The organism is Janthinobacterium foliorum, from assembly GCF_978021625.1.
The window spans coordinates 160,567-184,335 of sequence record NZ_CDXDQE010000008.1 but is presented as its reverse complement, the minus strand read 5'-3'; the positions used below and the strand labels follow the sequence as shown (position 1 = coordinate 184,335).

Below are 23,769 nucleotides of genomic sequence, written 5' to 3'. Positions count from 1 at the left end.
TCATTTCTCATCGGTATGTTGTTTCAGATAATCGAGCAGCAGCTTGCGTCCCCGCGCCAGGCGCGACATCACCGTGCCGAGCGGAATGCCGACGATGTCCGCAATCTCCTTGTACGAGCAGTCATCCATTTCCTTGAGCACCAGCACTTCCCTGAAATGGCGCGGCAGTGCCTGCAGGGCGTGATCGACCACTTCCTTCACGTCGCTGCGGGCCAGGATGTCTTCCGGGTTGCCGACGGTGGCAGCGGCCATGCCGCCTCCCGCCTCGTCCTGCCCGTGGATGTCCTCGTCAAAGCCGACGTCGTCGTGTTCCGCGCGATTGTCGCGCAGCGACGTGTAATACGTGTGGCGCACGATGGTCAGCAGCCAGGCGCGCGCGCCATCGCCATGGTAGCCGTCCATGAAACGGTAGGCCCGCAGGAACGCCGCCTGCACCAGATCCTGAGCATCCTGGTCATTGCGCGTGAGCCACCGTGCCAGGTTGTAGGCAGCGTCCAGGTGAGGCAAGGCCATTTTTTCAAAGCGCCCGGTTTTATCGATGTCACTCAAATGAACACCCGTCAGCCTGTCTGTCGTCTGTGTCGCTCGTCGCTTTTAGTAAGACTCGTCTTGCCCGCCCTTTATTCCCGCTGTCCGGACTTTTTTTTAGCCATGTCAGCGGCATGGCCGGGAATATTTTCTGTTCGTTCGGAGTTATAGCACTTGCTGGCGCCGATCGCATCGGACCGGCGCCAGGCACTGCAAAGCGAAAGGAACTCGACATGAACCACCCGCACTCCCTCCCCTGCCTGGCGGCGGCCATGCTGATGGCGTTCGGCGGCGCCGCCAGCGCCGGCGACGCCGCTCATGGCCAGGTGCTCTACAAAACCATGTGCATGTCCTGCCACTCGATCGACTACAACGGCGTCGGTCCCGCGCACAAGGGCGTCTTTGGCCGCAAGGCGGGCAGCGCCGCGAACTACAGCTATTCGCCCGCCGTGAAGGCGTCCGCCATCGTGTGGAACGAGAAGACGCTGGACCGATGGCTGGCGAATCCGGAAAAGCTGATTCCCGGCCAAAAAATGGGCTACATGGTGCCGGACGCGAAAGAGCGCGCCGACCTGATCGCCTACCTGCGGCAGGATGCCGCGCGCGCCGGCCCGGCCCCGGCCGCCAAATAGAGACCGTTAGTGACCGTTGTACCACCGCCTGCCAGCCATGCCAGGCACTCAAGGAGACTCATCATGATGGATCGCAGAAGTTTCATGAAATTGACCGCCATCGGCGGCGGCGCCGTGTTCATGTCAGGGCTGTACGGACATGCGCCGGCCATGGCGGCCGGCAAGACGGCCGCTCCCTACGAGGATTTCTATTTCGTCCAGCTGTCCGACGTGCACTGGGGATACACCGGCGCCGCCAATCCCGATGCCCGCAACACCTTCAAAAAGGCTGTCGCCACCGTGAACGCGCTGGCGGCGCAGCCCGACTTCATCATCTTCACGGGGGACCTGACGCATACGACGGACGACCCGAAGGAGCGGCGCCAGCGCATGGCCGAGTTCAAGGATATCGCGGCTGGCTTGCGCGTGAAAAACGTGCATTTCATTCCCGGCGAGCATGATGCCTCGCTCGACAATGGCGCCGCCTACCAGGAACACTTCGGCCCGTCCAACTACGCGTTCGGGCACAAGGGCGTGCATTTCATCGCCCTCGATAACGTGTCCGACCCCGGCGCGCGCATCGGCGACGCCCAGCTGGCATGGCTCAAGAATGACCTGGACCAGCAGGCGAAGGATGCTCGCATCGTCGTCTTCACCCACCGCCCCCTGTTCGACCTCGTGCCCAAGTGGGACTGGGCCACGCGCGACGGCGACAAGGCCATTGCCCTGTTGATGCCATACAGCAATCTCACGGTGTTCTATGGCCATATCCACCAGGAACATCACCACATGACGGGGCACATCGCGCACCACGCCGCCAAGTCGCTGATCTTTCCCTTGCCGGCGCCCGGTTCGCAGGACAAGCGCACGCCCTTGCCGTGGGACCCGGCCGCGCCAAACAAGGGACTCGGTTTCCGCGAGGTGGAAGCGGGCAAGGACTACAAGCTGGCGGAATTTCCCGTCACGAGGACATAAGCCATGCACCGCGCCAGACGACAGTTCTGCATCAGGTGCGCCTGCGGCATCGGGACGCTGCTCGCGGTAGCCACCATCGACGCCCAGGGCGTGAAAAAATTTACTGCAAAGGAAAGGGTCATCGCCATCCAGGCCCGGAAATTCGCCTATACGCCGAACGAGATCACCTTGAAGAAAGGCGTGCCGGTCGTGCTGGCCTTCACGGCCATCGATTTCATGCATGGTTTTTTCATACCGGACATGAAAATCCGCGCCGACCTGATGCCGGGCCAGCTTACGCAAGTGCGGCTGACACCGGGCAAGGCCGGTGAATACGCCTTCTTGTGCGACAATTTCTGCGGCAGCGGCCACGAGGAGATGAACGGAAAACTCATCGTCATGGACTAGGCGCGCCTGCCCGCACGCCCGGCGCCGGGCGCCCGCCCGCCCCATGTTCAGGAGCTTCCTGGCCATCGACGGGTGGCAGCACGGATTGCCCGCCGGGCCGGCCCTTGCGGTGCCCATGCGACAAATCGACAGGGGGGGCCGACGAATGGCAAGTTGCACGATGGATAAGATGGCAACGGGCCAGTACACTACGGCCATGATCCAACAAACAACCCTGTTGCAAGGCTGGCGCCCGTTATGGGAGCGGCGTGCCCGCCATCCCGCCCCCTTCCCGACCCGCCTGCTGGTCATTTCCCTGATCGGCATCGCCCTGGCGCTGGCCTGATGGCCATCGTCGCCATCTTTGCCCGGGTCGAGCGGCCCGGCTGGTGGTGGGCCTCGCTGCTGCCGAACATCGGCATCTGCCTGTGCATCGTGCATACCCTGTTCGGCGCGCTGCGCCTGGCCGAGCGCTGGTTGCGCTGTCGCTGGCCGCCATCCTCCCGGGACCGGGGGGCGGCTGGCCTTTTCGCGCACGGTATGGCGCGAAATCGAATGGATCGACGCGACGGGCGAGATGACACTCGCACTACCGACGCTTGCCGAGATGCCCGTGCTGCTGGAAGCAAGCCCGTGTCGAAGACGGCGATTGCCGTCGACTTTGGCGCCTTCAGGATGGACCAGGCTACGCGCGATGCGGTGCGCGGCCTGTACCCGCAGGCCATCAGGGTGGCGGCCGATTCCAGCCACCAGATGGCCCTGACGTCGCCGGACGTCGTCGTCGCGGCGATCCGCAAGATGCTCCCACTGTCCGGCGAAACGGCGCTTGCCGGCCAGTGGGTGCAAGGCGATCACGCGACGCGACGGGCCTTCAGGTGCAGATGGCGGATGGCGAATGCGGCCGCCATCAGGATGCCCGAGGCCGTGGCCAGCACGACGATAAAGGCCTTGTCGAAGGCCGAACGGGCCAGTTCCGACACTTGCAGGCCCAGTTCGGCCGGCAATTGCTCGGCGGCCAGCAGGGCCGCATCCAGGGTGTCATGGGCATTCGGCAGCAGGCCCGCGCTTTCCGGAATCACCAGGGTGGCGCTGTAGACGGCCGACAGGATGGTGCCCAGCACCGTCACGCCGATCACGGCGCCCAGTTCATAGGACACTTCCTCGATCGAGGCGGCCATGCCGGCTTGCTGCGGCGCCACGTTGAGCATCACGGCGCTGGACGCGGCCGTCATCACGGCGCCCAGGCCCAGGCCCAGGATCACCAGGCTGGCCACTTGGGCCGGAACGGTGGCGTCGTGCAGCAGCAGGTAACTGGCCATGCCGATGCCCGACAGCAGCAGCGAACCCCACAGGACCTTGGCCTTGTCGGCGCGCGGCAGCATGAACCCCGTCAGCGGACCGGCAAACACGGACGCCAGCGGCAGCGGCAGCAGCAGCAAGCCCGCTTCCAGCGGCGACAGTTCACGCACCAGCTGCATGTGCTGGCTCAGCGCCAGTTCCATGCCGATCAGCGCGGCGGACGCCACCATGGCTGCGGCCACGGCGCTGGAAAACGGCAGTTCGCGGAACAGGGCGAAGTCGATCAGCGGCCTGGCCTGGCGCTTCTGGCGGCGCACGAAAGCGAGCATGAAGATGGCGCCCACGGCGAAGGCCAAGGCGGCAATCGCATACGACGGTTGCGGCTTGCCCAGCTCCTTGATGGCATACACGCCGCCAAGCAGACCCATCATGATTTGCAAGGAGCCCTTCAGATCCCACGGCTTGTCGCGGTTGCCGGCCCGCTGCGGCAGGATGACGGCGGCCAGCACCAGGGTCAGCACGACGATGGGCACGTTGATCAGGAAGACGGAACCCCACCAGTAGTGTTCCATCAGGAAACCACCCAGGACGGGGCCGAAGGCTGCGCCGCCCGAGGCGATGGCGGCCCACACGCCGATGGCGAAGGAGCGCTCGCGGTTGTCGGTGAAGGTGAGGCGGATGATGGACAAGGTGGCCGGCATCATCAGGGCGGCGCCGATGGCCAGCAGCACGCGGGCAAAGATCAGCCATTCGGCGGCCGGCGAAAACGCGGCGCACAGCGAGGCGATACCGAATACGGCCAGGCCGGACAGGAATACGGGTTTGTGGCCCAGGCGGTCGCCGAGGGTGCCGAGGCCGGGCAGCAGGCCGGAGACGACCAGCGCGTACACGTTGATGATCCACAGTTTTTCGGAAGCGGAAGCTTGCAGGTCGCGCGTCAGCGCGGGCAAGGCGGTGTAGAGCACGGTCATGTCGACCACGATCAGGAACAGGGCGCTGGAGACGATGGCCAGCGTCAGCCATTTTTTCATTGGATGCATAAACAACTCATGGATTTTAGTGTAACTTTTAACAACTATCGGTATGGATAAATTTAGTGCTGCGCAAATATTTACGTTCCAGGCTGCCACGGGCCTGGGCTGGGCGGGCGCGGCGGGCGTCAGCCACGGTCGCCATCCTTGTCATCCACGGCGGCCGTGACTTCCGGCACGTCGAGTTCGCGCAGCATGACGACGGATACCTGCTTGAAGCCGCGGCCCTGGAAGAATGACTGTGCCGCCAGGTTGTGCGCGCCGCACTCGAGGAACAGGCGGGCGATGCCGTGGCTGCGCAGCTCGCTTGCTACCCATTCCACCAGCAGGCTGCCGATGCCGCTGCCGCGCACGGAAGGCAGCAGGACCAGGTCGTCCAGCGCGGCGAACGATTTCGAGGCGCGCTGGCGCGTGTCGATGGAGACCAGGGCCATGCCGACGATGTCGTCGCCGGCGCTGGCGACGGCCAGCAGGGTCGAATCGCCATGCTCCCAGTCGTGCGACAGGGCGGCGCGGATTTCGCCACGTATGATCTCAGGCAAGTCCGCGCGCCAATTGCCGGGCGCATCGGCGCGCTCGCCTTGCAGTTCCGAATGGGAAATATAATCGGCGCTGACGTTGTCAAGGTAGAGCTTGCACAGGGCGCCTTCGGCGGTGGCGTCGTGGCACCAGCTGAAGCGGATGGCGGGGGTACTGGCTTGAGCGTTTTTCATGGCGGATCTCATGTTGTTGAAAATGTAAATGCATTTTATGTCGCCCCTGGATGGCATTCAAGTTAAAATCCATCTGTAAAAAAGATAGGTGGATACCATGCAATGGACTTTGGAACAAATGCGCTACTTCGAGGCGGCGGTCGAAGCCGGTTCTTTCTCGGGCGCGGCGCGCCGGCTGGGCCGCGCGCAATCGGTGGTCAGCACTTCGATCGGCTTGCTGGAAGCGGAATTCGGCGTGGAGCTGTTCGACCGCTCGCGGCGCAGCGCCGTGCTGACGGAAGCGGGCAAGGTCATGCACCTGGAAGCATGCGAACTGCTGCGCCAGGCCGAACGCCTGCAGCTGCGCGCCCAGCTCTTGAGCGCCGCGCCCGAAGCGCAGCTGACCCTGGCGCTGGACGAAGCCCTGCCCTACCTGGCCATCAGCACCCTGGTGAAGGAACTGGCGGCGCGCTACCCCGCGCTGGAACTGGTGATGCTCAACGCCACGGCATCCGAGGTGGCGCAATACGTGGAGCAGCAGCAGGCGGACGTGGCGTTTCACTTCGACCGCGGCCCCATCTCGCCCGTGCTGGAGCAGCAGCATATCGGCAGCGTGGCGCAAGGCGTGTTCGTCGCCAAGGGCCATCCGATGGCCCACGGCCAGGAAGTCACCCGCAACGAGCTGACCCGCTACCGCCAGCTGATCATGGATTCCGAGCTGAACCGCGAACATGCGTTCAGTCCCGCCGTGTGGTTTTCCGACAGTTTTTACAGTATCGCGGAAATGGTCGCCGACGAGCTGGGCTGGGCGATTTTGCCCCTGAACATCGCCAACTACGACAACTACAAGGGCTATCTGCAGGAAGTGCCCTGCCCTGCGCTGGCCTTGTCCAGGCTGCCCGTGCGGCGCCTGGCCATCCATGGCAAGAAGCTCAGCGAAACGAGCTTGTGGCTGACGACCAGGCTGGCGGAGTTGCTGGCCGACGGGCCGAGGGGGTGAGGTGACTGGAAAATCGTCAAACCGCCTGCCATCCTCTAGAATGGCACGCTACTGATGACCTGAGGGGAACCCGCATGGCGTTCGATTGGCACGGCGGCACGATTTTCCGGCACACCGTCGTTGATGCAAGCTACAAGAATACGCAGAACGTCAGGCGCTTCCTGCTGGAAGAATGTGGCCCGTCGTTCACATTCGACCGTGATTTCATGGCCTGGATACGCGATGGCGCCGTCAACACCATGGGCGACGTTGCCGATGAATGGCTGCGCCGGCACCATCAGCGCCAAGGGCCGCCATGCATGAGAAGAGAAAGACAGACGTGATGCACGCCACCGTCCTGAATGACTGGTTCGCCATGGCGAAAGATGATGCCGTGGAGATCGACCCAGCTGACATCAATCACGAAGCGGTGAGCAATATGTGGTGCTTTTCGCCCACGGACGAGGAAACGCCGCAGATCCATGCGGCCGCGGTGGACGCGTTGATTCGCCAGCTGATCGCGGCCCGCGGCAGTGCCGTCACGGGCAAGGACATGCTTTTTTATTGCTGGCACGATGCGCAATGCAGGCAGCTGCGCTTCAGCCTGGTCTCGCGCGCGCATGGCCGCCTGCCGTTTCGCCGCGAAATACGCGCAACGCAGGACCTGTCGCTGATCGTCGCGCGCGTGGTGGACGGTGACTGGCGCAACGAACACGTCATGCAGGCGCCGCAGGATGACGACAACGCGCCGGAGACGGCGTCCTCGGAACCGGAACCCTTTATCCTGCCCGTGTTCGTGGTGCCGCTGCCGTAAGTGCCGGCGCCAGGCCGGGCCGCCGTGCCCTCCGGCATGGCGATCTACGCGACGAACCGCGCCGGCCGGCAAGCGTCCAGGGCGGATGCCGCCTGGCCATCGATGATTTCTTCGCTGGCCAGCTGCCCTACGATCGCCGCCAGCACGACGCCCGGATGCATGGCGCACACATACACGTTTTCCACCTGCGGCAGCACCCCAACGACGGGCACGCCGTCCAGCGGCATGGGACGCAGACCGACGCAGGCCAGCTCCGGCGCCAGAAAGTCCACGCCATCGAGCTCCTCCCGGATCGCGCTGGCCGTGCGCCGCGCCATGGCGGCGGGCTGGTTTTCCAGGGCGTCGTCCACATAGTCTTCCGCCGCCAGCAGGCTGCCGTCCGCGGCTTGCCGCACTTCCATGGCATGGCTGGAAATGATGCCGCGCACGAGGCCCGGCGGCGCCTGGTAGCGCAGGAAAATGGCGGGCGAGGCGTGGATGGGCAGGTGCACGCCCAGCTGCCGCGCCAGCGCCTGTGTGCCCGTGCCGGCCGCCAGCACGACCAGGTCGGCATCGACGACGCCCGTGGCCGTTTCCACGCCCGACACTGTTGCGCCCGCCATCTTGAATCCCAGCACCGGCGTGTGCGTGCGGATGGTTGCGCCATGCGCCCGGGCCGCCGCCAGCAAGGCGTGCGTGGCCGCCACCGCATCGAGGGCGCCCTGCTCCGGTTCGTGCACGGCCAGTTCCGGCGGTGTCTTCAGATTGGGTTCCAGCTGTGCAATGCTGGAGCGGTCCAGCCACAGGGACGACGGCGACACGCGTCCGTCCTGCGTGCCATACGACAAGGCCCCCGTCCAGCGCACTTCCAGTCCGGGCACTTGCGTTTCCAGCCGGCGGTAGGCCGCGATAGCCGCGCCGCGCAAGGACGCGATGGGATCTGGCCCCGCATGCGACGCATTAATCCAGGCAAACGAAGTGCCCGTCACGCCGGACGCGATGCCGTCCGCCTCGACGACGGTGACACGGGCGCCCTTGCTTGCCAGGTGGTAGGCCAGCGATGCGCCGACGATGCCGGCGCCGATGACGATGATGTGCCGGGGTATTGCATGCTGCATGTCTATGGTCCTTTGCTTTGGTATATATTCGATGCTGGCGCGCTTTCCATGCGCAGCGCCTGCATATGTTCTGACAGAAATTCAATCAGGGCGCGCACCTCGGGCAGCAGGAGCACCAGCGCGCCGTCGGCGACAGCTTGCGACGCGGCAAACCACGGCAGCAGCGCGATGCCCGTGCCATTTTGGGCGGCGCACACCACCACGGCGACCTCATTGGTGCTGAAGTTGCCCGTTACGGGCACGACAACATCGCCGCCCGCCGCAGTAAATCGCCACAGCTTGCTGCCATAGTAAGCATAACTGAGGCAATTGTGCATGCCCTGGCCCTGCGAAACATGCTGGCCAGGCTGCCGCTGCTGGGTACGCCGCCTACGCCGTGACGGCGCATTCGCGCGCAAACGCATGGCCGTCCACGGTGTTGCCTGCCACCACCGCAATCCCGGGCACGGCCGCACCGCGGGTGAAACCGCAACGCTCCAGCACGCGGACGGATGCCGCATTGCCGTCGATGGCGTAGGCATGCAGGCGGGCCAGTCGCCATTGCTCGCGCGCCAGGTCGATCAAATGGCGCAGGGCAGCCGTGGCCATGCCCTTGCCCGCTTGCCGCTGGCCGATGCGGTAGCCCACTTCGGCCGTGCCCGATTCCACGTCGATATCCTTCAGGTTCGCGCGCCCGGCCAGCGCGCCGTGCTCGTCGAGGAGCACGCAGGGGTGCATGCGGCCCTGCGCATGCTGCTGCAGGAAATGTTCGATGTGCGCGGCGATGCCTGCCGGGCTGTAGAAGTCATCGGGGCGCGGCTCGATATGGCGTTCGAACCAGGCGCGGTTGCCTTGCTCGAAGGTGAATAGCTGGCTGGCATCGTCCGGGCGCAGCGTGCGTATCGTCAAGGTGCTCATGTAAAGGCTCGGCCCGAGTAAAGAAAGCATGAGTCTAGGGACGCGCGGCCGCTCCCGTCAATCTTGATTCACGCAATCAATATCAACGGACATGCGATGCACAGACAAGCAATGCAGAGGCAAGCGCTACAATGGCGGCCATGCACAATGACCTGTCTGCCCCTGATGCGGCGCGCCTGCTGGGCGTCAGCCTGCCGACCCTGTATTCCTATGTGAGCCGCGGCTTGCTGTCCTCGCGCAGCAGCGCGACATCGCGCGGCAAGCGCTATCCGCGCGAGGAGGTGCTGTGCCTGGCGGCGCGCAGGAACGATGCCAAACGCGGCGGCCAGGCGGCAGCGGCCGCCATGCACTGGGGCTTGCCCGTGCTGGAAACGCGCATTTCCCAGATCGACAATGGCCGGCTGCTGTACCGGGGCTGCGATGCCACGGCGCTGGCCGGCCATGCCTCGCTGGAGTCCGTTGCCGGCCTGCTGTGGGACGATGGCGCGGCCGATTATTTTGCTGGCGATGCCGCCGCGCTGCCGCCCGGCTGGCTGGAACGCGCAGGCGCCTGCATGCCGGACGCGGCACCGCTGGCGCGCGCCATGGCCATCCTGCCCATGCTGGCAGCCATGCCCGCACCGGCAACGCTGCTGCGCGCCGGTCCCCTGCTGATGCGCGCGCTGGCTGCCGCCCTGCTGCAGACGGCGCCATCCGCCTTGCCGCTGCACCGGCAGCTGGCCGATGCGTGGCAGGCCAGCCCGGAGGAAACGGCATTGATCCGCGCCGCGCTCGTGTTGCTGGCCGATCATGAACTGAATGCCTCCACCTTTGCCGTGCGCTGCGTCGCCTCGACGGGCGCCAGCCTGCCGGCCGCGCTCGGTGCCGGGCTGGCGGCGCTGTCCGGACACAGGCACGGCGGCGGCGCGGCGGCGGCCCGCCGCATGCTGGCCATGGCGCTGGACGCGCCAGACGCCAGGCTAGCCATCGGCAGCTATTACGCAAACACCGCGCCGGAATTCGCCGGCTTCGGCCACCCGCTGTATCCGCACGGCGACCCGCGCGCCGCGTTTCTGCTGGAGCGCCTGTCGCTGCTGTCGCCCGCGCTCCCGCATCTGCCCGCCATCCTGGCCGCGTGCTCCACGGCGGAACAGGTGCTCGACGCCAAGCCAAACGCCGACCTGGCGCTGGCGGCCATGGCACTGGCGTTCGGCTGGCCGCCCGACGCAAGCATGAGCCTGTTTGCCCTGGCCCGTTCGGCAGGCTGGATCGCCCACGCGGCCGAGCAAGCTGCCAGCGCGGCCCTGATACGCCCCCGCGCCCGCTATGTGGGGCGGCATCCGCGCGATTGACAAACAGCGCTTGATTTAATACGCATACGTAGTAGTATACTCCGCATGCGTACCAAACCTTCCTTATCACCAGACATGCCCGAGACGACGGCCGCCTGCCCGCTGGGCGAACGTTCGCCACGTCTGTTCAACCTGCTCAGCCTGGCGCGCCAGAATTTGTTCCGCTCTGCCGATGCCGTATTTACGAGCGAACTGGGCTATTCCGGCACGCAAGTGGTGGCCCTGTTTGCCCTGCAGAACGAGGAAGGCTGCCAGCTGAAGGATCTGGGGCGGCAATTGCAGCTGAAAAATTCCGCCGTCACGGGCCTGGTGGCGCGCATGGAGGAAAACGGCCTGATCGTGCGCGGCCAGTCGGCGAAGGATGCCCGTGCCGGCGCCCTGCACATGTCGTCCAGGGGCGCCGAGGTGCTGGCCACCGCCCTGCCCCTGCTCGACAGCCTGAATGAACAACTGAAGCAAGGTTTCAGCGAGGAAGAACTGGCCGTCGTCGCCCGCTTCCTGCTGCACGCTTCGCGCCTGCGTTTCCAGCAAGACGTTTGAGCTGCAAGACGTTTAACCCTACCCTCACCCCACAGGAGTTACCATGCACCCCAACGACATGACCGGCTTGCAGCTGATGCAAGCGTTCGCCCAGGGCCTGTTCCCCCGCCCCGGCATTTCAAAAACCATGCCCATGGATGCGCAGACGGTCGAGCACGGCCGCGTGATGTTCACGGCGACGGCCAATGAAAACCACGCCAATCCCATGGGCGGCGTGCATGGCGGCTTTGCCGCCACGGTGCTCGATACTGTCACGGGCTGCGCCACGCACACGGTCTTGCCGGCAGGCGAAAGCTACGGCACGACGGACCTGAACATCAAGATGTGCCGTCCCCTGCCCTTCCACGCGACGCTCTACGCGGAAGGCAAGGTCATCAATGCAGGCCGCAACCTGGTCATTTCCGAAGGCACGATCCGCGATGAAGCCGGTAAAGTGTATGCGCATGCGACGGCGACCTGCATGATCATCCGCCCGTCCGGCCGGGAACCAGCGGTCGCATGATACGCAGCGGCAGCATCGCGCAAGCCTGGCAGGTGCTGCAGGCGATCCCGGAATTCGACCGCCCGCGCAGCCTGGCGCAGCTGCAGGACCGGCTGCCAGCCGATGCGCTGATCCTGATCGCGGAAGCGGACGGCCAGCCCGTCGGCTGCAAGCTGGGATATGCCGCCGAGGATGGCTCCTTGTACAGCTGGCTCGGCGGCGTCCTGCCCGCGCACCGCAAGACGGGCCTGGCGCAGCGCCTGCTGGAAGCCCAGGAAGCGTGGGCGCGCGGGCAGGGTTTCCCCGCCATCACGGTGAAATCGATGAACCGCTATCCCGCCATGCTGCGCTTGCTGATCCGCAATGGCTATCAGGTCCGGCTGGTGGAGCACTTTGGCGATCCGGCCAGGGAGCGCATCCACTTCATCAGACAGCTGCCTTAAAACGCTTCACCCAGTCATTTTCGTGCCACAGGAGTAACAACGCCATATGCTGAGCCCTTATGGCCGTTCGCTATCGGCCTATTATGTTGAATAAGTCGGCCGGCAACATTTTCGGCGCTCTCAGACTTCCCGGCAGTCGGTGATCGCTCAATAGCGGCGGTTCTGGCCAGTCCAGACAGGCAGAATTTCTATCCAAATGTCCACGTACCCGCGTTTTCAACACAATTGGCCAGAAGCAGACTTTCACGTTGCTGTGACAATGCGTGGTTTTTCTCGCTTGCTAATTCGTTATGCTCATAGGCCGCTGGCGGCCAATTCTGTCTGTTGAGCAGCTCCTCAAACCAGTATTTCGCACAGGCCGATCATGACCACATTGCGTAAAGCAATTATCCTGGCAATCTTTTTTGCGGTGACAAGCATTGGCGCAGCGCTGTCATATGCGGCACCGTGGACGGACATATCGTGGCGGCAAGCGTCGCTTTTGGCCGGTTCCTTCTCTTGCCTCGGATTCCTACTCGGGGGGATATACGCCTTCGATCCGGATTCGGACTTGATGATCAAGTCCAGTGCAGTCGGTCGGATGTCATTCGGAGTGATAGCTTCGTTAATATTGTCCGCTTTGTGGGGCTGGCCGCTTGAAGGCGCTGCGCTCGCAAGCCTTATTGGCGCTGCGCTTGGGTATTTAGGCATGATGTGGGCAAAATTCGCCGACTTTTGACGATAGGCCTCATTGCCTGCAACGGGGTCCCGATGTGGGCAGCGAGCAATCACTGAAACTGAATGCAAATGGTAAATAAGAGACGTTTTGATGCTATTGCATCTGCGGTGGACCTGGATGATCCTGCAGAACAATTTTCAGCTCAGCGATTCATGATTGAGGCGATAGGACGAGTGACGTCGCAATTGCCCGAGGCTGCCAAGTCAGTCGCAGCTGTGGCGAATCGCTTCATCAACGGCGCGGCGACGGCTGAGGAAGTCATTGGCGAGCGCGTACGCCTCTGGCGAGCAATTGAAGGGCGAGATCAATCGGACGAGCCGGACGTTTTGAAAATAAGAACTGCCATCTGCGTCTTACATCCCATGGATAGTGGCCCTTCTGCCGAAACAGTAGAGTATTTTTTTTGAGTTTTGGCAGCGAGGAGGCTTGGCGCTGGCTGAGCTTGAGGCCGCTGTTCAGAACAGGTATCGAATTTGAGGTGGCTTCAGCCGTCCACGAGCGCACGTCCGGACGTGAAGCAGGCAAGAAGGTCATTCATGTTAAATTGACACCAGAATTTGCCTGCGCAATTGTCAAAGTATAAGCTACTTTGCGGCTTGTCCGAACATTCGGCCAACACCGCCATGCAAGGGAACTGCTGTCGTTCCGGCTCAGGCACTATCTGCCGGACCAGTACCACCTGAACACGACTGAGGGGCAGTGGGAAAAGCGCCGCGCCGAGTGTCCCTTAGGCGACCGCATCGTCGATTTCGGGCCCGAGGCGGCTGCCGGTCAGAAATCATCCGCCTTTGGCGTGGTGGACGTTGCCCCAGCCATGCGCGCGCCGCCCGTCAGCCCTTGGAGGCGGGCTTTTTCTTCGCTTTCAGCAAACTGCCCGCCGCATTCTCTTCAAAACGCCCCGCCTCCTCGATATAGCCATGCACGGTGCCGTCGTGGCGCCAGCCGCCTTGGCGCTTGATGGCCTGGAAATCGGCACCGGCCCGGTGCGCGCTGGTGGCCATGCCGCGGCGCAGGCTGTGGCTCGACAACTCCGGCACGTAATCGAGCGCCGCCAGCCTGGCGCAACGCTCCAGGATCGTGTTGATGCTGCTCGCGTGCAGCGCTTTTGCGCTCACATGGCCCCACTGATTGACGGGACGCAATAGCGGCCCCGTGCGGATGTGCGCCGCGGCCAGCCAGGCGCGCAGGGCCGTGGCCGGGCAGCAGACGCCGTCGCCGTATGGAATCGCCTTGACGATGCCCTCCCCCAGCTGGTCCGTTTTCGAGCGGGGCAAGGTAATCACCATGCCCTGCGGTTCCCAGCTCACGTCTTCCAGGGTCAACCCCGCCAGTTCGCTGCGGCGGAAACCGCCAAAAAATCCCAGCTGCAGCAAGGCGCCGTCGCGCAAGGCCTTGACGCTGCCCAGCGCGGCCAGTGTGCTGACGATCAGCTCCAGGTCTTCCAGCGGCAGGGCCTTGGCCTTCTTTTTCGGCTTGCCGTGCAGGCGGGCGATGCCGGCCAGGGTCTTGCGCACGGTGGGCGTGGACGCGGGATCGGCAAAGCCCTGGTACGCATGCCATTGCGACAGGGCCGTCAGGCGCAGGGCCAGGGTGCGGGGGTTCAGGCTGTCCGCATGCGCCATCAGGTAGCGGATGACGGTGGACTCGTCCGCGGGCAAGGCCCCGCCCCACGCCTGGAAGTGGCGGATGGCGGAACGGTAGGTGCGGCGCGTGTTATCGGACGTAGCGGCGGCGAGAAACGCCTGGTGGCGCGCGGCCAGCTCGGCGTCGACCAGGGCGCCGTGTAACGGTGCCACGGCGATACCGGCATTTTTCGGCACGGCGGCGCGGCGTTTGGAAAGGGGCAAATCGGGCATGGAATCGTTGAAATCGGGCTGGTGTACCGGGAAATACGCAGAATACCATGCACCCCCCCCCATAACCCGCGATAAGCGATCTTATCGCCACTTATTTTTTTCAAAAACACTGCAAATTTATATCGTAATATTATTCTGTATTACGTATCATGTAATACGTTACTAAATTTCGTTCATAGGTGGTTTTATGGCCCGCACCGGCATTCTGTACTCTGATGTTATGAAAGCAGCCCAAATCGTCGCTGCCGATGGGCGCAATCCCACGGTCGACAGCGTGCGCGCAGCGCTGGGCAGCACGGGCAGCAAAAGCACCATCGCGCCCCTGCTGAAACGCTGGAAGGAAGAGTTCCAGGGCGCGGGCGCCGTGAAGACGGAAGCGGGCTTGCCGGCCGAGCTGATGGAAGCGATGCGCGGCGTGTATGACAAGCAGCAGCGCGACGTGGCGCAGCAGCTGGAAACGGCCATGCAGCAAAACCGCGCCGAACTGGACGCGGCCACGGAGAAATTGAAAAAGACGGAAACGGAGCGCCTGAAACTGACGGAAGTGCGCGCCGCCCTCACCCAGGAACTGCGCGCCACGCAGCATGCGCTGGCGCAACTGAAGGAAGAGCACCATTTCCGCGCCGTCACCCTGGCCACCTTGCACAGCGATAACGCGGGCCTGACGCAGCGCCTGGCCGACCGTGGCGAGGAAATCGCCGCCCTGAACCGCCAGCTGGCGCAAGTGCGCTCGCAGTTCGACCATTACCAGGAAGCATCTGCCGCCCAGCGCAGCGAAGAGCGTGCACAGGCGCAGCAGCGGGAAAGCCGGCTGGAACAGGACAATGCGCAGCTGCAGCAGCGCCTGCAAGGCCAGCAGGCGACGTTGGTGCAGCAAGACATGCGCCTGGCGCAGCTGCAGGCGGAACAGGCGCGCCTGGCCACGGACGCGGCCGCCGACCGCCAGGCGTTGGCCACCGTGCGCCCCGAACGCGACCAGTTCGAGTTTCAGTACTTGCAGGCAGCCGCCTCCGCCGACGCTTTGCTGGCCAAGCTCGACACCGCGCTGCAGGCGCTGAACGACGCGAAAGTGGCGCTGGCCGCGCAGGACCGGCAGCTCGATATGCTGGCGGAGAATGCGCAAGCGTCGCAGCAGAAATCAGAGGCCCTGGCAATGGAGCGCGATGGCTTGCTGCGAGAGCATGCCGGCATGGCGGCCAGGCTGGCGCTGTTGCTCGATGCCCAAGGCATCAAGAAGGAAAAACGCGAGGTCTGAACCCGTGCGCATGGCCTGGGCAATGCCTGACGGCCCGCGCTCGGGCATTGCCCGTTGGCGGGGGGAGCCACATTATTATGTTGCCTGCCCCATGGCGGACGATGGCGAAGGCCATGCGCCGTACTTCAGGCCGGCGCCGGTCGATGGGAAGCTGCCGGCCCAGGACGGGAAATAGTGGAGGATTTTTCACCGTTGGCTGGAAGATTTCCATACTGGCAAGGCGGCGCCGTGGCAGCATGCGCATGCTGACGCGCTGGAAGCGGCCATCGCCGTGGCGCTGGCGCAAACGCCGGACCGTCCTGATTGCGGCCGCCTGGCGGGCCGCCTCGCGCCACCTGCCGCCCCGCTATCATGGGCCGGCGTGTCCGGGACGATAGCGCACGCGTATCCACGCGCCGACGGCGTCCACGCCGCAGTCGCCGGCGTCCTCCACCCAGCCCGCGCGCGCATAAAAGCGCCGCGCGCCCGCATTGCGCATCTGCGTCTTTAGGCTCAGCTGCGGGCCGAAGCGCGCCGCCACGGCCGCCAGCAATTGCGTGCCAATGCCCTGTCCGGCATGCGCCGGATGCACATACAGATGGTGCAGGAAGTGTTCGGGCGCGGCGCCCGTGTAGACGGCGGCAAAGCCGGTGACGATGCCGCCCCGCTCGGCGACGAGGATCTCTTCGCCTTGCGTCGCCGCCAGGAAGGCGACCCTATCGGCGACAGCACCAAACGCGTCGCGCCCCGCCAGCGCCAGGATGGCGACGCATGCGGCCGTGTCGGCCTCCGCGAATGGGCGCAGCGTGCACAGGTTCATGGGCAAGCTGTGCTGATGAAATGGGGAGCGGACATGAATCGGCGCGTGAGAATGATGGCCAGGCCATTATATGGCTACAGCCGGCGATTGAGCACGCTGTCGATATCATGGGTCGGCATTTCCTTCTCGGCAATACCCTGTTGCAGCCAGCATCCTGCCTCGCCGCGCTGCAAGGCAGGCAGATCCAGCGTGCCCAGGGAGGCCGGGACGGCAGCGGCAAGAAACTGCGCCACATCGGCCCAGTCCCTGTAAAACAGTTTCAGATACCAGCCGTCATCGTGGGCATAGGCAAGAAAACGGTTGCGCAAGGCGGCGATGCCTGGCTGGCGCAGCGGCTGTCCGTGGCGGGCGAAATAACGGGCCTCGGCCAGGTCAGCCGCGTCCAGTGGCGGCACGCTGCCTTCCGGATAATCGGCCCAGGCGTGGCTGCCCCAGGCCGCGATGTCTTCGCTGGCCAGGGCGGCCAGTTGCCGCTGCGGCACGGATGGCAGTGTCGAGGGCGCAGCGCGCTGCGCGGCCTTGGCATTGCCCTTGAGCAGCAGCACGCCGCCGCCGTGCGCGAGCGACGGCAGGAAATCGCGGAATTCGATGCCGGAGGCGACAAGCATGTGCGCAGCAGGCTCGTGCCAGATATACAGGTAATGTCTCACGTGGCGGCACGCTGCGTTCTGGACCTGGCATTCAGCGCAACGGCGGCGCGGACCAGGGCCTGGAAGGCTGCCGGGTCGAGCCGTTCGCCCGCGTGGATATCGATGGCGCGGCGCGTATTGCCGTCGAGGCTGGCGTTGAACAGTCCGGCCGGGTCCGGCAAGGACGCCCCCTTGGCAAACGTCAGTTTCACGGCCCATGCATAGGTTTCTCCTGCGCAGAGGATGCCCGCGTGCGACCAGACGGGCACGCCCCGCCATTTGACTTCTTCGATAACGTCCGGGTCCGCCTCGCGGATCAATGCGCGCACGGCCGCCAGCGTGGCGCCGCGCCAATCGCCGAGTTCTTCGATGCTGGCATCGATGAAGCGCGCGGCGGACAGGGCGGCATCGGCCGCGGTTACGCCGCCGGTTTCTGTTTTTTTCATGATAGCAAATCTCCTCTCCCGTTGAGCGGGCATGGCACCGCGCCGGCAAGGACGCGCAATGCGCCGGCGCCTCGCATCTTAATATGAAATTCACCTGGCTTGCGTAGCATACAACTTGGCAAGGCTCTCATCGTGCAGCGCCTGCCACTTCCGGGCGAACCCATGAATGACATTGCTATCAACCTGCAAAACAACGCACGCAATCGCGCGCACCACCATGCCGTCACGCCGGCGCCACGGCCTGCGGGCGGACATCGGCTGAAAGCGGCGCTGGGCGCCCTGTTCTTCCCCCGCCAGCGCACCCGCTGGCATGCCTTCCTGGGCAGCATGCCGGGCCTGGCCACGCTGGCGCAGCTGCATCCCTGCCTGCGCTTCAAGATTTACCGGCCCTACGCTTCGCGCCAGCTGGGTTGCACGGCGCGCCTGGCCTTGCTGGAGGGACATTACCGCTTCCTGTGGCAGGCGGGAGCCCGCGGGCTGGTGGAGCAGGCGGCGCGCCAGCCCGTGCTGCTGGCCAGCATCACCGGCAAGGATGACGCCGTGTACCGCCTGCAGCTGACGGCCATCCACGACAGCTACCGCGAAGGCGAACTGTGCCTGCGCCTGACGCGCGATGGCCAGCCCCTCTACCTGGCCAGTTTCCTGTTCCTGCCCCGCGCGGACGGCGTCTCCTTGCAGCTGGGCGCGCTGCAAGGCTTGCGCTCGGAAGCGGGCGCGCAGGCCGTCAAGGCGGCCACGCGGGCGCTGCACGGTTGCCGTCCGAAAAACCTGATGGTCACGGCGCTGCGCGATTTCGGCGATTTTTTTGCCTGCAATAACGTATTTTTGATTAGCAATGACAACCGCATCGCCCTGAATGCGCGGCGCCGCCAGCGTATTGCTGCCGATTACGACCAGGCCTGGCAGGAACTGCATGCCTTGCGCATGCGCGACGGCAATTATCACTTGCCTTGCGCGCCTTACCGGGCGCCCGATCTGCTGGACGTGCCTTCAAAAAAGCGCGCCGATGCGCGCCGCCGCGCCGGCATGCTGGAACAGCTGGCGGCGGAGATGCGCACCCAGCTGGCGACATTGCTGGCGACGCCAGCGGCATCGCCAGCGGCATCATCCTGCGACAGGAATCACTTGCTCGACGACAGTGCTTTGCTTTCCCACCATTAACAATTTACCTGACGGAGTTGATGATGCCACCACGCCTGCACACCCTGTTACTGCCCATCGTATCGCTGTCCACGGCCGGCGCCATGGCCGCACCCGCCCTTGATGCCGCCGTGCGCGAGCGCGCGCAAAGCCTGGTACGCGACGGCAAGCATGCCAGCCTCGTCATCGCCGTGATCGATGGCAAGGACAGCGCCGTGTATGGCTTCGGCCGCGCCCGCCCTGGCGACAAAAGCGTGCCTGACGCCGACACCGTCTATGAAATCGGTTCCGTCACCAAGACCATGACGGGCCTGCTGCTGGCCGATGCCGTCGTGGCGGGCAAGGCCGGCCTGGAGCAAGCGGCGGCCGAGCTGCTGCCCGCCTATGCGATTCCCGCCTTTGCCGGCCAGAAAATCACGCTGGTCCAGCTGGCCACGCATTTCTCCGGCTTGCCGCGCCTGCCCGCCAACCTGGCGCCGGCGGACATGGACGATCCCTACGCCGACTATGGCGAGGCACAGCTGCGCGCTTTCCTGGCGAGCCACGCCCTGGCGCGCGCGCCCGGCGCCGCCTACGAATATTCGAACCTGGGCTACGGCTTGCTGGGCACGGCCCTGGCCGAACAGGCGCAGCGGCCATATGAAGCACTGCTGCAGGCGCGCATCTTCCGCCCGCTGGGCATGCATTCGAGCTCGACCTTGACGACGCCCGCCCTGCGCGCGCGCCTGGCGCCCGGCCATCTGGCCGATGGCAAGCCGACGGCGAACTGGCATTTCCAGTCCATCGCGGCGGCCGGCGCCGTGCGCTCCAGCACGCGCGACATGATTGCCTATGTGCAGTCCTACATGCGCGCCCCCGGCCCTGCGCAGCAGCTGGCCGTGCAGCCGCGCCAGGTGCTGGCCGGGGAAGGCGACGGCGATGGCGTCAAGCAGGTGGGCCTGGCCTGGGTGCTCGACCAGGCCAAGGGTCGGCCTTTCGCCTGGCATAACGGCGAGACGGGCGGCTATGCCAGCTTCGTCGGCTTTACCCTGGACGGCAAGCGGGGCGTCGTGGTGCTGACGAATACGGCGCGCGACGTCGATGCCCTCGGTGTCGGCGTGCTGGTGCCCGGCAGCCTGCCGCCCCTGAAGCAGGATGGCCCGCCGCCAAGGGAAATCCCCATCGCCGCGGCCGAGCTGGCCCAATATGCGGGCCAGTACGCGCTGGCCCCCACGTTTGTCCTCAGCGTGCGCCAGGGACCGGAAGGCTTGCTGGTGGCTGCCACGGGCCAGGGCGAGGCGCGCGTGTTCGCCAGCGCGAAAGACACTTTCTTTTACAAGGAAGTGGAAGCGCAACTGGTGTTCCAGCGCGATGCCGGGGGCGCCATCACGGGCGTGGTCCTGCACCAGAACGGCATGGCCACGGCGGGCAAGCGCAAGCCTTGAGTTTTCAGCAATAGTGACATAAAACTCAGGCAACCTTCATGTAGCGGGCCTATGCTCGGCGTGCATTCCAGCCACTTTATCCAGGGGCTGGCGTGAACTTGCCATTCAGTTCAACTCCATACAGGTTCCCATGACACCAACATTCGCCCTTCTCCCCCTCTGCCTGCTCAGCTCCGCAGCCCTGGCCGTGCCCATGCTGGACGACGCCGTGCGCCAGCGCGCCGAAGACCTCACGCGCCTGGGCATGCATGCCAGCATCGTCATCGCCGTGATCGACGGCAAGGACAGCGCCGTCTACGGCTTCGGCGCCGCCCATCCCGGCAAACCCGGCAAGCCGGGCGCCGACACCGTCTACCAGATCGGTTCCGTCACCAAGACGATGACCGGCCTGCTGCTGGCCGACGCCGTCGTCGAAGGCAAGGTCACCCTTGACGAGCCCGTCGCCAAGCTCTTGCCCGGCTATACGATCCCTGCCTTCGACGGCAAGGCGATCAGCTTGCTCGACCTGGCCACGCATTACTCGTCGCTGCCGCGCCTGCCCGACAATTTCGCGCCACAGAACCCGGCCAATCCGTATGCGGACTACACGGAAGCGCTGCAGCGGCAATTCCTGGCCGCCTACCGCTTGCCGCGCCCGCCCGGCAGCACCTTCGACTACTCGAACACCGGCTATGCCGTGCTGGGCACGGCCCTGGCTGCGCAGGCAGGCACCAGCTATGAAGCGCTGCTGCAGTCGCGCATCGCCGTGCCCCTGGGCATGCGCTCGACCTCGAACACGCCCTCGGCCGGCATGCTGGCGCGCCTGGCGCCCGGCCATTCGCTGTCGGGCGAAGCGACGCCCGCCTGGGAATTGAACGTGGTGGCGCCGGCCGGCGGCGTGTATTCCAGCGCGCGCGACATGGTTGCCTACCTGCACGCCTACATGGACAGGCCATTGCGGCCCTACGTGCTGGCCATCGAGCCGCAACGCCCGCTGGCGCCGGACAGCCAGGCAAAAATCGGCCTGGCGTGGGTGCTGGAGCAGCGGCAGGGACAAGGCTACGCCTGGCACAGCGGCCAGACGGGCGGCTACACCAGCTATGCGGCATTCACGGCGGACGGCAAGCGGGGCGTGGTGGTGCTGACGAACACGGCGCGCCTCGTCGACGCGCTGGGCCTGGCCGCCCTCTTCCCCGGCACGGCCCTGCCGGCCCTGAAAAAACCGCACGCGGCCATTGCCGTGCCGCGCGCCGCGCTGGCCGAATACGTGGGCGAGTATCCGCTGGGCGAGGCGTTTGCCTTGAAGGTCAGCCTCGGCAAGGATGGCCTGGAAGCGGCCGGCACCGGCCTGGGGGCGGCACCCGTGTTTGCCAATGCCAGGGACCAGTTCTTCTTCCGCGCCATCGACGCGGAACTGCAGTTTACGCGCGATGCCAAGGGCAAAATCGATGGCGCCGTGCTCAGGCAGGGTGAACAAGAGGTGGTGTTGCCGCGCAAGCGCTAGCGTTCAGGCGGCAGGGTCTTGCATGAACTGCTCCACCCTGGCGACGAAGTCCGCCTTGCTGCGCGTGCGGAACTCGTCCAGGAAGACCTCGCTGCCCTTGACGGCCTTGCCGTGGCGGTCATGGTCGACCCTGGCCATCTCCAGCACGAATTCGCCCTCGGGGTCGTCTTCCGGCTCGAAGTGGGAGTTAAAACAGTAGCCCGTGTCGCGGCAATGGCCCCACAGCAGCAAGGCGCTGCTGAACCATTGCATGGTGTCCGGCCCCGGCTCCACCTCGAACAGGGTGTTGACGGTGATGTGCCAGCCGCCCGGTACGCGCAGCGGCTGCAAGGGATAGGGAAAGCGTCTGGATGTCATGGAGCGGATGGCGTGCGTCGGGTCTGGTAAAAGGCGAGGAATTCCCGGGCGGGCAGCGCTTTCGCGTACAGCCAGCCCTGGCCGAATTCCACCTTGCGTTCCAGCAGGTAATCGGCCTGCTGCTGCGTTTCAATGCCTTCGGCCACGATCAGCATCTTCAGGCTGCGCGCCATGCCGATGATGTGCGGCGTGACGCTGCTGGTGGCCGCGTCCGTGCCGATGGTGTCGACGAAGGATTTGTCGATTTTCAAGGCGTCGAGCGGCAGGTTTTGCAGGCTCGACAGGCTGGAATAGCCCGTGCCGAAGTCGTCGATGGCCACCGCATGGCCCCGCGCCCGCGCCTTTTCGATGGTGGCGCGGGCCGCATCGATGTTGATGAAGCCCCGTTCCGTCGCTTCCAGCCAGATCTGCTGCGCCTCGATGCCCGTGCCGGCCAGGGCACGCTCGAGCACGTCGAGCACCCTGCCCGTTTCGATATCGCTGGCGCACAGGTTGATGGCGATGTGCAGTTCACGGTCGGCCACCAGCGCCTCGCGCATGTCGGCGATGACGCAAGCGATGACCTGGTCCGTGATCGGCAGGATCAGCTCGCTTTCCTCGGCCACGGGGATGAACAGGTCGGGACGTATCATGCTGCCGTCGGGACGGCGCCAGCGTATCAGCGCTTCCGCGCCCACGCACACGCCCGTGTCGAGGGCGATGATGGGCTGGTAATGGACGAAGAATTCGCGCCGCTCGACGGCGATCTTCAGCTCGCCGCGCAGCGACAGGCGCCGGCGCGACAGCCACACGACGGCGGCCACGCTGAGCGCGGCGAACAGCAGGCCCAGCGGCAGCAGCACGATCTGCTCGTTGCGCAGGCGCGCGTCGAGCTTGCTGCGCGGTTCGATGACGATGGCCGTCAAGCCGGCGCTGCGCACGACGGCATAGATGGCGTCGTGGTCGCTGCCGGACGCGCCCCTGGCCATCAGCGCCTTCACCAGCGCCGGATCGGGCCCGTGCAAGGTGCCCAGCAAGGCGCCACTGTTGGCGGCCATGGCCAGCTGGATGTCCTCGTCCGTCAGCACGTCGGCAAAGCGCACGGGGTCGATCAGCACCTTGTGCGACAAATATGCCGCGCCCACCATGCGCTTGCCCGCGCTGACGGAGGGGTGCAGGTCGATATCCACGCCGACGCCATCGGCGAGCAGGAACTGTGGCGGACTGATCTTGATGAGTTCGCGCTCCATGCCGCTGGACGTGCATTTCAGCACGCCATTTTCCACATAGCCGATATCGTCGATGCTGCGCGTGCGCACGGTGGTGCGGCGCATCTGCTGGATGTGCGCCTCGGAACATGGCGCTTCCATCAGGGGCGCGAAACTGTGCAAGGCGGCGCTGGCGTCGCGGAAGGTGCGCTCGGCCCGCTGCAGCGCGTGGCTGGCCAGGAAGCGCAGGCGCTGCTGCTCGGCCGCGATGGCGCGCTGCTGCGACCACTGCCACGTCAGGCCCAGCGGCGCTGCCACGCCTGCCAGCGCGACCAGGGTGCCGATAATGATGATACGTTTCCTGCGCATGCGCGCCTCCCGTGCTGCGACC

The 23,769-nt window shown here is 65.1% G+C and carries 29 protein-coding genes; 17 read left to right on the top strand and 12 right to left on the bottom strand.

The window, feature by feature from the left end:
- Positions 1-513 (bottom strand): sigma-70 family RNA polymerase sigma factor, encoded by a 513-nt coding sequence (locus ACZ92H_RS17550; RefSeq protein ID WP_465050390.1) that lies wholly within the window; start codon positions 511-513, stop codon positions 1-3.
- 248 nt (positions 514-761) lie between these two features.
- Here ACZ92H_RS17550 and ACZ92H_RS17545 point away from each other — a divergent pair, with 248 nt between their 5' ends.
- The 4 genes from ACZ92H_RS17545 to ACZ92H_RS17530 all read left to right on the top strand — a co-directional run bounded on the left by ACZ92H_RS17545 (position 762) and on the right by ACZ92H_RS17530 (position 2,826).
- Positions 762-1,160: a c-type cytochrome gene (locus ACZ92H_RS17545; protein WP_465050389.1), complete on the top strand. Its 399-nt coding sequence runs from the start codon at positions 762-764 to the stop codon at positions 1,158-1,160.
- A gap of 66 nt (positions 1,161-1,226) precedes the next feature.
- Positions 1,227-2,114, top strand: coding sequence for a metallophosphoesterase family protein (locus ACZ92H_RS17540; RefSeq protein ID WP_465050482.1), 888 nt, complete (start codon positions 1,227-1,229; stop codon positions 2,112-2,114).
- Between the two features lie 3 nt (positions 2,115-2,117).
- On the top strand, positions 2,118-2,501 hold the full coding sequence (locus ACZ92H_RS17535; RefSeq protein ID WP_465050388.1) for a cupredoxin domain-containing protein: 384 nt from the start codon (positions 2,118-2,120) through the stop codon (positions 2,499-2,501).
- Positions 2,502-2,697: 196 nt separating this feature from the next.
- Positions 2,698-2,826: a hypothetical protein gene (locus ACZ92H_RS17530; protein ID WP_465050387.1), complete on the top strand. Its 129-nt coding sequence runs from the start codon at positions 2,698-2,700 to the stop codon at positions 2,824-2,826.
- A 505-nt stretch (positions 2,827-3,331) separates the two neighbouring features.
- Here ACZ92H_RS17530 and ACZ92H_RS17525 read toward each other — a convergent pair.
- Positions 3,332-4,810, bottom strand: a complete 1,479-nt coding sequence (locus tag ACZ92H_RS17525) for an MFS transporter (protein ID WP_465050481.1) — start codon at positions 4,808-4,810, stop codon at positions 3,332-3,334.
- A gap of 128 nt (positions 4,811-4,938) precedes the next feature.
- A complete protein-coding gene (locus ACZ92H_RS17520; RefSeq protein ID WP_465050386.1) occupies positions 4,939-5,523 on the bottom strand; it encodes a GNAT family N-acetyltransferase in 585 nt (194 codons plus the stop codon).
- 97 nt (positions 5,524-5,620) lie between these two features.
- On the opposite strand from ACZ92H_RS17520, the gene ACZ92H_RS17515 reads away from it, so the two are divergent.
- The 3 genes from ACZ92H_RS17515 to ACZ92H_RS17505 all read left to right on the top strand — a co-directional run bounded on the left by ACZ92H_RS17515 (position 5,621) and on the right by ACZ92H_RS17505 (position 7,295).
- The gene (locus ACZ92H_RS17515; protein WP_465050384.1) at positions 5,621-6,502 is read left to right on the top strand and encodes a LysR family transcriptional regulator; all 882 of its coding nucleotides are present in this window, start codon (positions 5,621-5,623) and stop codon (positions 6,500-6,502) included.
- Between the two features lie 74 nt (positions 6,503-6,576).
- Positions 6,577-6,825 (top strand): DUF6434 domain-containing protein, encoded by a 249-nt coding sequence (locus ACZ92H_RS17510; RefSeq protein ID WP_465050383.1) that lies wholly within the window; start codon positions 6,577-6,579, stop codon positions 6,823-6,825.
- On the top strand, positions 6,825-7,295 hold the full coding sequence (locus ACZ92H_RS17505; RefSeq protein ID WP_465050382.1) for a hypothetical protein: 471 nt from the start codon (positions 6,825-6,827) through the stop codon (positions 7,293-7,295). The genes ACZ92H_RS17510 and ACZ92H_RS17505 overlap by 1 nt, the downstream gene beginning before the upstream one ends.
- 44 nt (positions 7,296-7,339) lie before the next feature.
- Here the strand turns inward: ACZ92H_RS17505 and ACZ92H_RS17500 are convergent, their stop codons facing one another.
- From ACZ92H_RS17500 to ACZ92H_RS17490, 3 genes are read right to left on the bottom strand one after another with little or no spacing between them, the layout of a single operon-like run.
- Positions 7,340-8,392: an NAD(P)/FAD-dependent oxidoreductase gene (locus tag ACZ92H_RS17500; protein ID WP_465050381.1), complete on the bottom strand. Its 1,053-nt coding sequence runs from the start codon at positions 8,390-8,392 to the stop codon at positions 7,340-7,342.
- Between the two features lie 2 nt (positions 8,393-8,394).
- Positions 8,395-8,796: a LysR substrate-binding domain-containing protein gene (locus ACZ92H_RS17495; RefSeq protein WP_465050380.1), complete on the bottom strand. Its 402-nt coding sequence runs from the start codon at positions 8,794-8,796 to the stop codon at positions 8,395-8,397.
- Positions 8,762-9,289: a GNAT family N-acetyltransferase gene (locus ACZ92H_RS17490; RefSeq protein WP_465050379.1), complete on the bottom strand. Its 528-nt coding sequence runs from the start codon at positions 9,287-9,289 to the stop codon at positions 8,762-8,764. The genes ACZ92H_RS17495 and ACZ92H_RS17490 overlap by 35 nt, the downstream gene beginning before the upstream one ends.
- 131 nt (positions 9,290-9,420) lie before the next feature.
- Here ACZ92H_RS17490 and ACZ92H_RS17485 point away from each other — a divergent pair, with 131 nt between their 5' ends.
- The 6 genes from ACZ92H_RS17485 to ACZ92H_RS17460 all read left to right on the top strand — a co-directional run bounded on the left by ACZ92H_RS17485 (position 9,421) and on the right by ACZ92H_RS17460 (position 13,209).
- Positions 9,421-10,620, top strand: coding sequence for a citrate/2-methylcitrate synthase (locus ACZ92H_RS17485; protein WP_465050378.1), 1,200 nt, complete (start codon positions 9,421-9,423; stop codon positions 10,618-10,620).
- Positions 10,621-10,665: 45 nt separating this feature from the next.
- Positions 10,666-11,160, top strand: coding sequence for a MarR family winged helix-turn-helix transcriptional regulator (locus tag ACZ92H_RS17480; protein WP_465050377.1), 495 nt, complete (start codon positions 10,666-10,668; stop codon positions 11,158-11,160).
- 43 nt (positions 11,161-11,203) lie between these two features.
- On the top strand, positions 11,204-11,662 hold the full coding sequence (locus ACZ92H_RS17475) for a PaaI family thioesterase (RefSeq protein WP_131369500.1): 459 nt from the start codon (positions 11,204-11,206) through the stop codon (positions 11,660-11,662).
- Entirely contained in the window at positions 11,659-12,084 is a 426-nt protein-coding gene (locus ACZ92H_RS17470; RefSeq protein WP_465050376.1) for a GNAT family N-acetyltransferase, read from the top strand. Before ACZ92H_RS17475 ends, ACZ92H_RS17470 begins: the two co-directional genes overlap by 4 nt.
- A gap of 364 nt (positions 12,085-12,448) precedes the next feature.
- A complete protein-coding gene (locus ACZ92H_RS17465; RefSeq protein ID WP_465050375.1) occupies positions 12,449-12,802 on the top strand; it encodes a hypothetical protein in 354 nt (117 codons plus the stop codon).
- Between the two features lie 62 nt (positions 12,803-12,864).
- Positions 12,865-13,209, top strand: coding sequence for a hypothetical protein (locus ACZ92H_RS17460; protein ID WP_465050374.1), 345 nt, complete (start codon positions 12,865-12,867; stop codon positions 13,207-13,209).
- Positions 13,210-13,632: 423 nt separating this feature from the next.
- Here ACZ92H_RS17460 and ACZ92H_RS17455 read toward each other — a convergent pair whose 3' ends face one another.
- Positions 13,633-14,658, bottom strand: coding sequence for a tyrosine-type recombinase/integrase (locus ACZ92H_RS17455; protein ID WP_465050373.1), 1,026 nt, complete (start codon positions 14,656-14,658; stop codon positions 13,633-13,635).
- Between the two features lie 220 nt (positions 14,659-14,878).
- Between ACZ92H_RS17455 and ACZ92H_RS17450 the strand changes: the two genes are divergently transcribed.
- Entirely contained in the window at positions 14,879-15,913 is a 1,035-nt protein-coding gene (locus ACZ92H_RS17450; RefSeq protein WP_465050372.1) for a DNA-binding protein, read from the top strand.
- Positions 15,914-16,262: 349 nt separating this feature from the next.
- On the opposite strand, the gene ACZ92H_RS17445 is transcribed toward ACZ92H_RS17450, so the two are convergent.
- From ACZ92H_RS17445 to ACZ92H_RS17435, 3 genes are all read right to left on the bottom strand, one after another.
- Entirely contained in the window at positions 16,263-16,712 is a 450-nt protein-coding gene (locus tag ACZ92H_RS17445; RefSeq protein WP_465050371.1) for a GNAT family N-acetyltransferase, read from the bottom strand.
- 74 nt (positions 16,713-16,786) lie between these two features.
- Positions 16,787-17,320: a hypothetical protein gene (locus ACZ92H_RS17440; protein WP_465050370.1), complete on the bottom strand. Its 534-nt coding sequence runs from the start codon at positions 17,318-17,320 to the stop codon at positions 16,787-16,789.
- A gap of 38 nt (positions 17,321-17,358) precedes the next feature.
- Positions 17,359-17,787, bottom strand: coding sequence for a DUF1801 domain-containing protein (locus tag ACZ92H_RS17435; protein WP_465050369.1), 429 nt, complete (start codon positions 17,785-17,787; stop codon positions 17,359-17,361).
- A 162-nt stretch (positions 17,788-17,949) separates the two neighbouring features.
- Here ACZ92H_RS17435 and ACZ92H_RS17430 point away from each other — a divergent pair, with 162 nt between their 5' ends.
- The 3 genes from ACZ92H_RS17430 (at position 17,950) to ACZ92H_RS17420 (ending at position 21,834) form a co-directional block, all read left to right on the top strand.
- Entirely contained in the window at positions 17,950-18,948 is a 999-nt protein-coding gene (locus tag ACZ92H_RS17430; protein WP_465050368.1) for a VirK/YbjX family protein, read from the top strand.
- A 20-nt stretch (positions 18,949-18,968) separates the two neighbouring features.
- Positions 18,969-20,351 carry a serine hydrolase gene (locus tag ACZ92H_RS17425; RefSeq protein ID WP_465050367.1) on the top strand — a complete coding sequence of 461 codons (1,383 nt, stop codon included), beginning with the start codon at positions 18,969-18,971 and terminating at the stop codon, positions 20,349-20,351.
- Positions 20,352-20,481: 130 nt separating this feature from the next.
- Complete coding sequence (locus ACZ92H_RS17420) at positions 20,482-21,834, top strand: serine hydrolase (RefSeq protein ID WP_465050366.1); 1,353 nt, start codon at positions 20,482-20,484, stop codon at positions 21,832-21,834.
- A 3-nt stretch (positions 21,835-21,837) separates the two neighbouring features.
- Here the strand turns inward: ACZ92H_RS17420 and ACZ92H_RS17415 are convergent, their stop codons facing one another.
- Together ACZ92H_RS17415 and ACZ92H_RS17410 are read right to left on the bottom strand one after the other, a co-directional pair.
- Positions 21,838-22,191: a hypothetical protein gene (locus ACZ92H_RS17415; RefSeq protein WP_465050365.1), complete on the bottom strand. Its 354-nt coding sequence runs from the start codon at positions 22,189-22,191 to the stop codon at positions 21,838-21,840.
- Positions 22,188-23,747, bottom strand: a complete 1,560-nt coding sequence (locus tag ACZ92H_RS17410; protein WP_465050364.1) for an EAL domain-containing protein — start codon at positions 23,745-23,747, stop codon at positions 22,188-22,190. The genes ACZ92H_RS17415 and ACZ92H_RS17410 overlap by 4 nt, the downstream gene beginning before the upstream one ends.
- Positions 23,748-23,769: the final 22 nt, after the last annotated feature.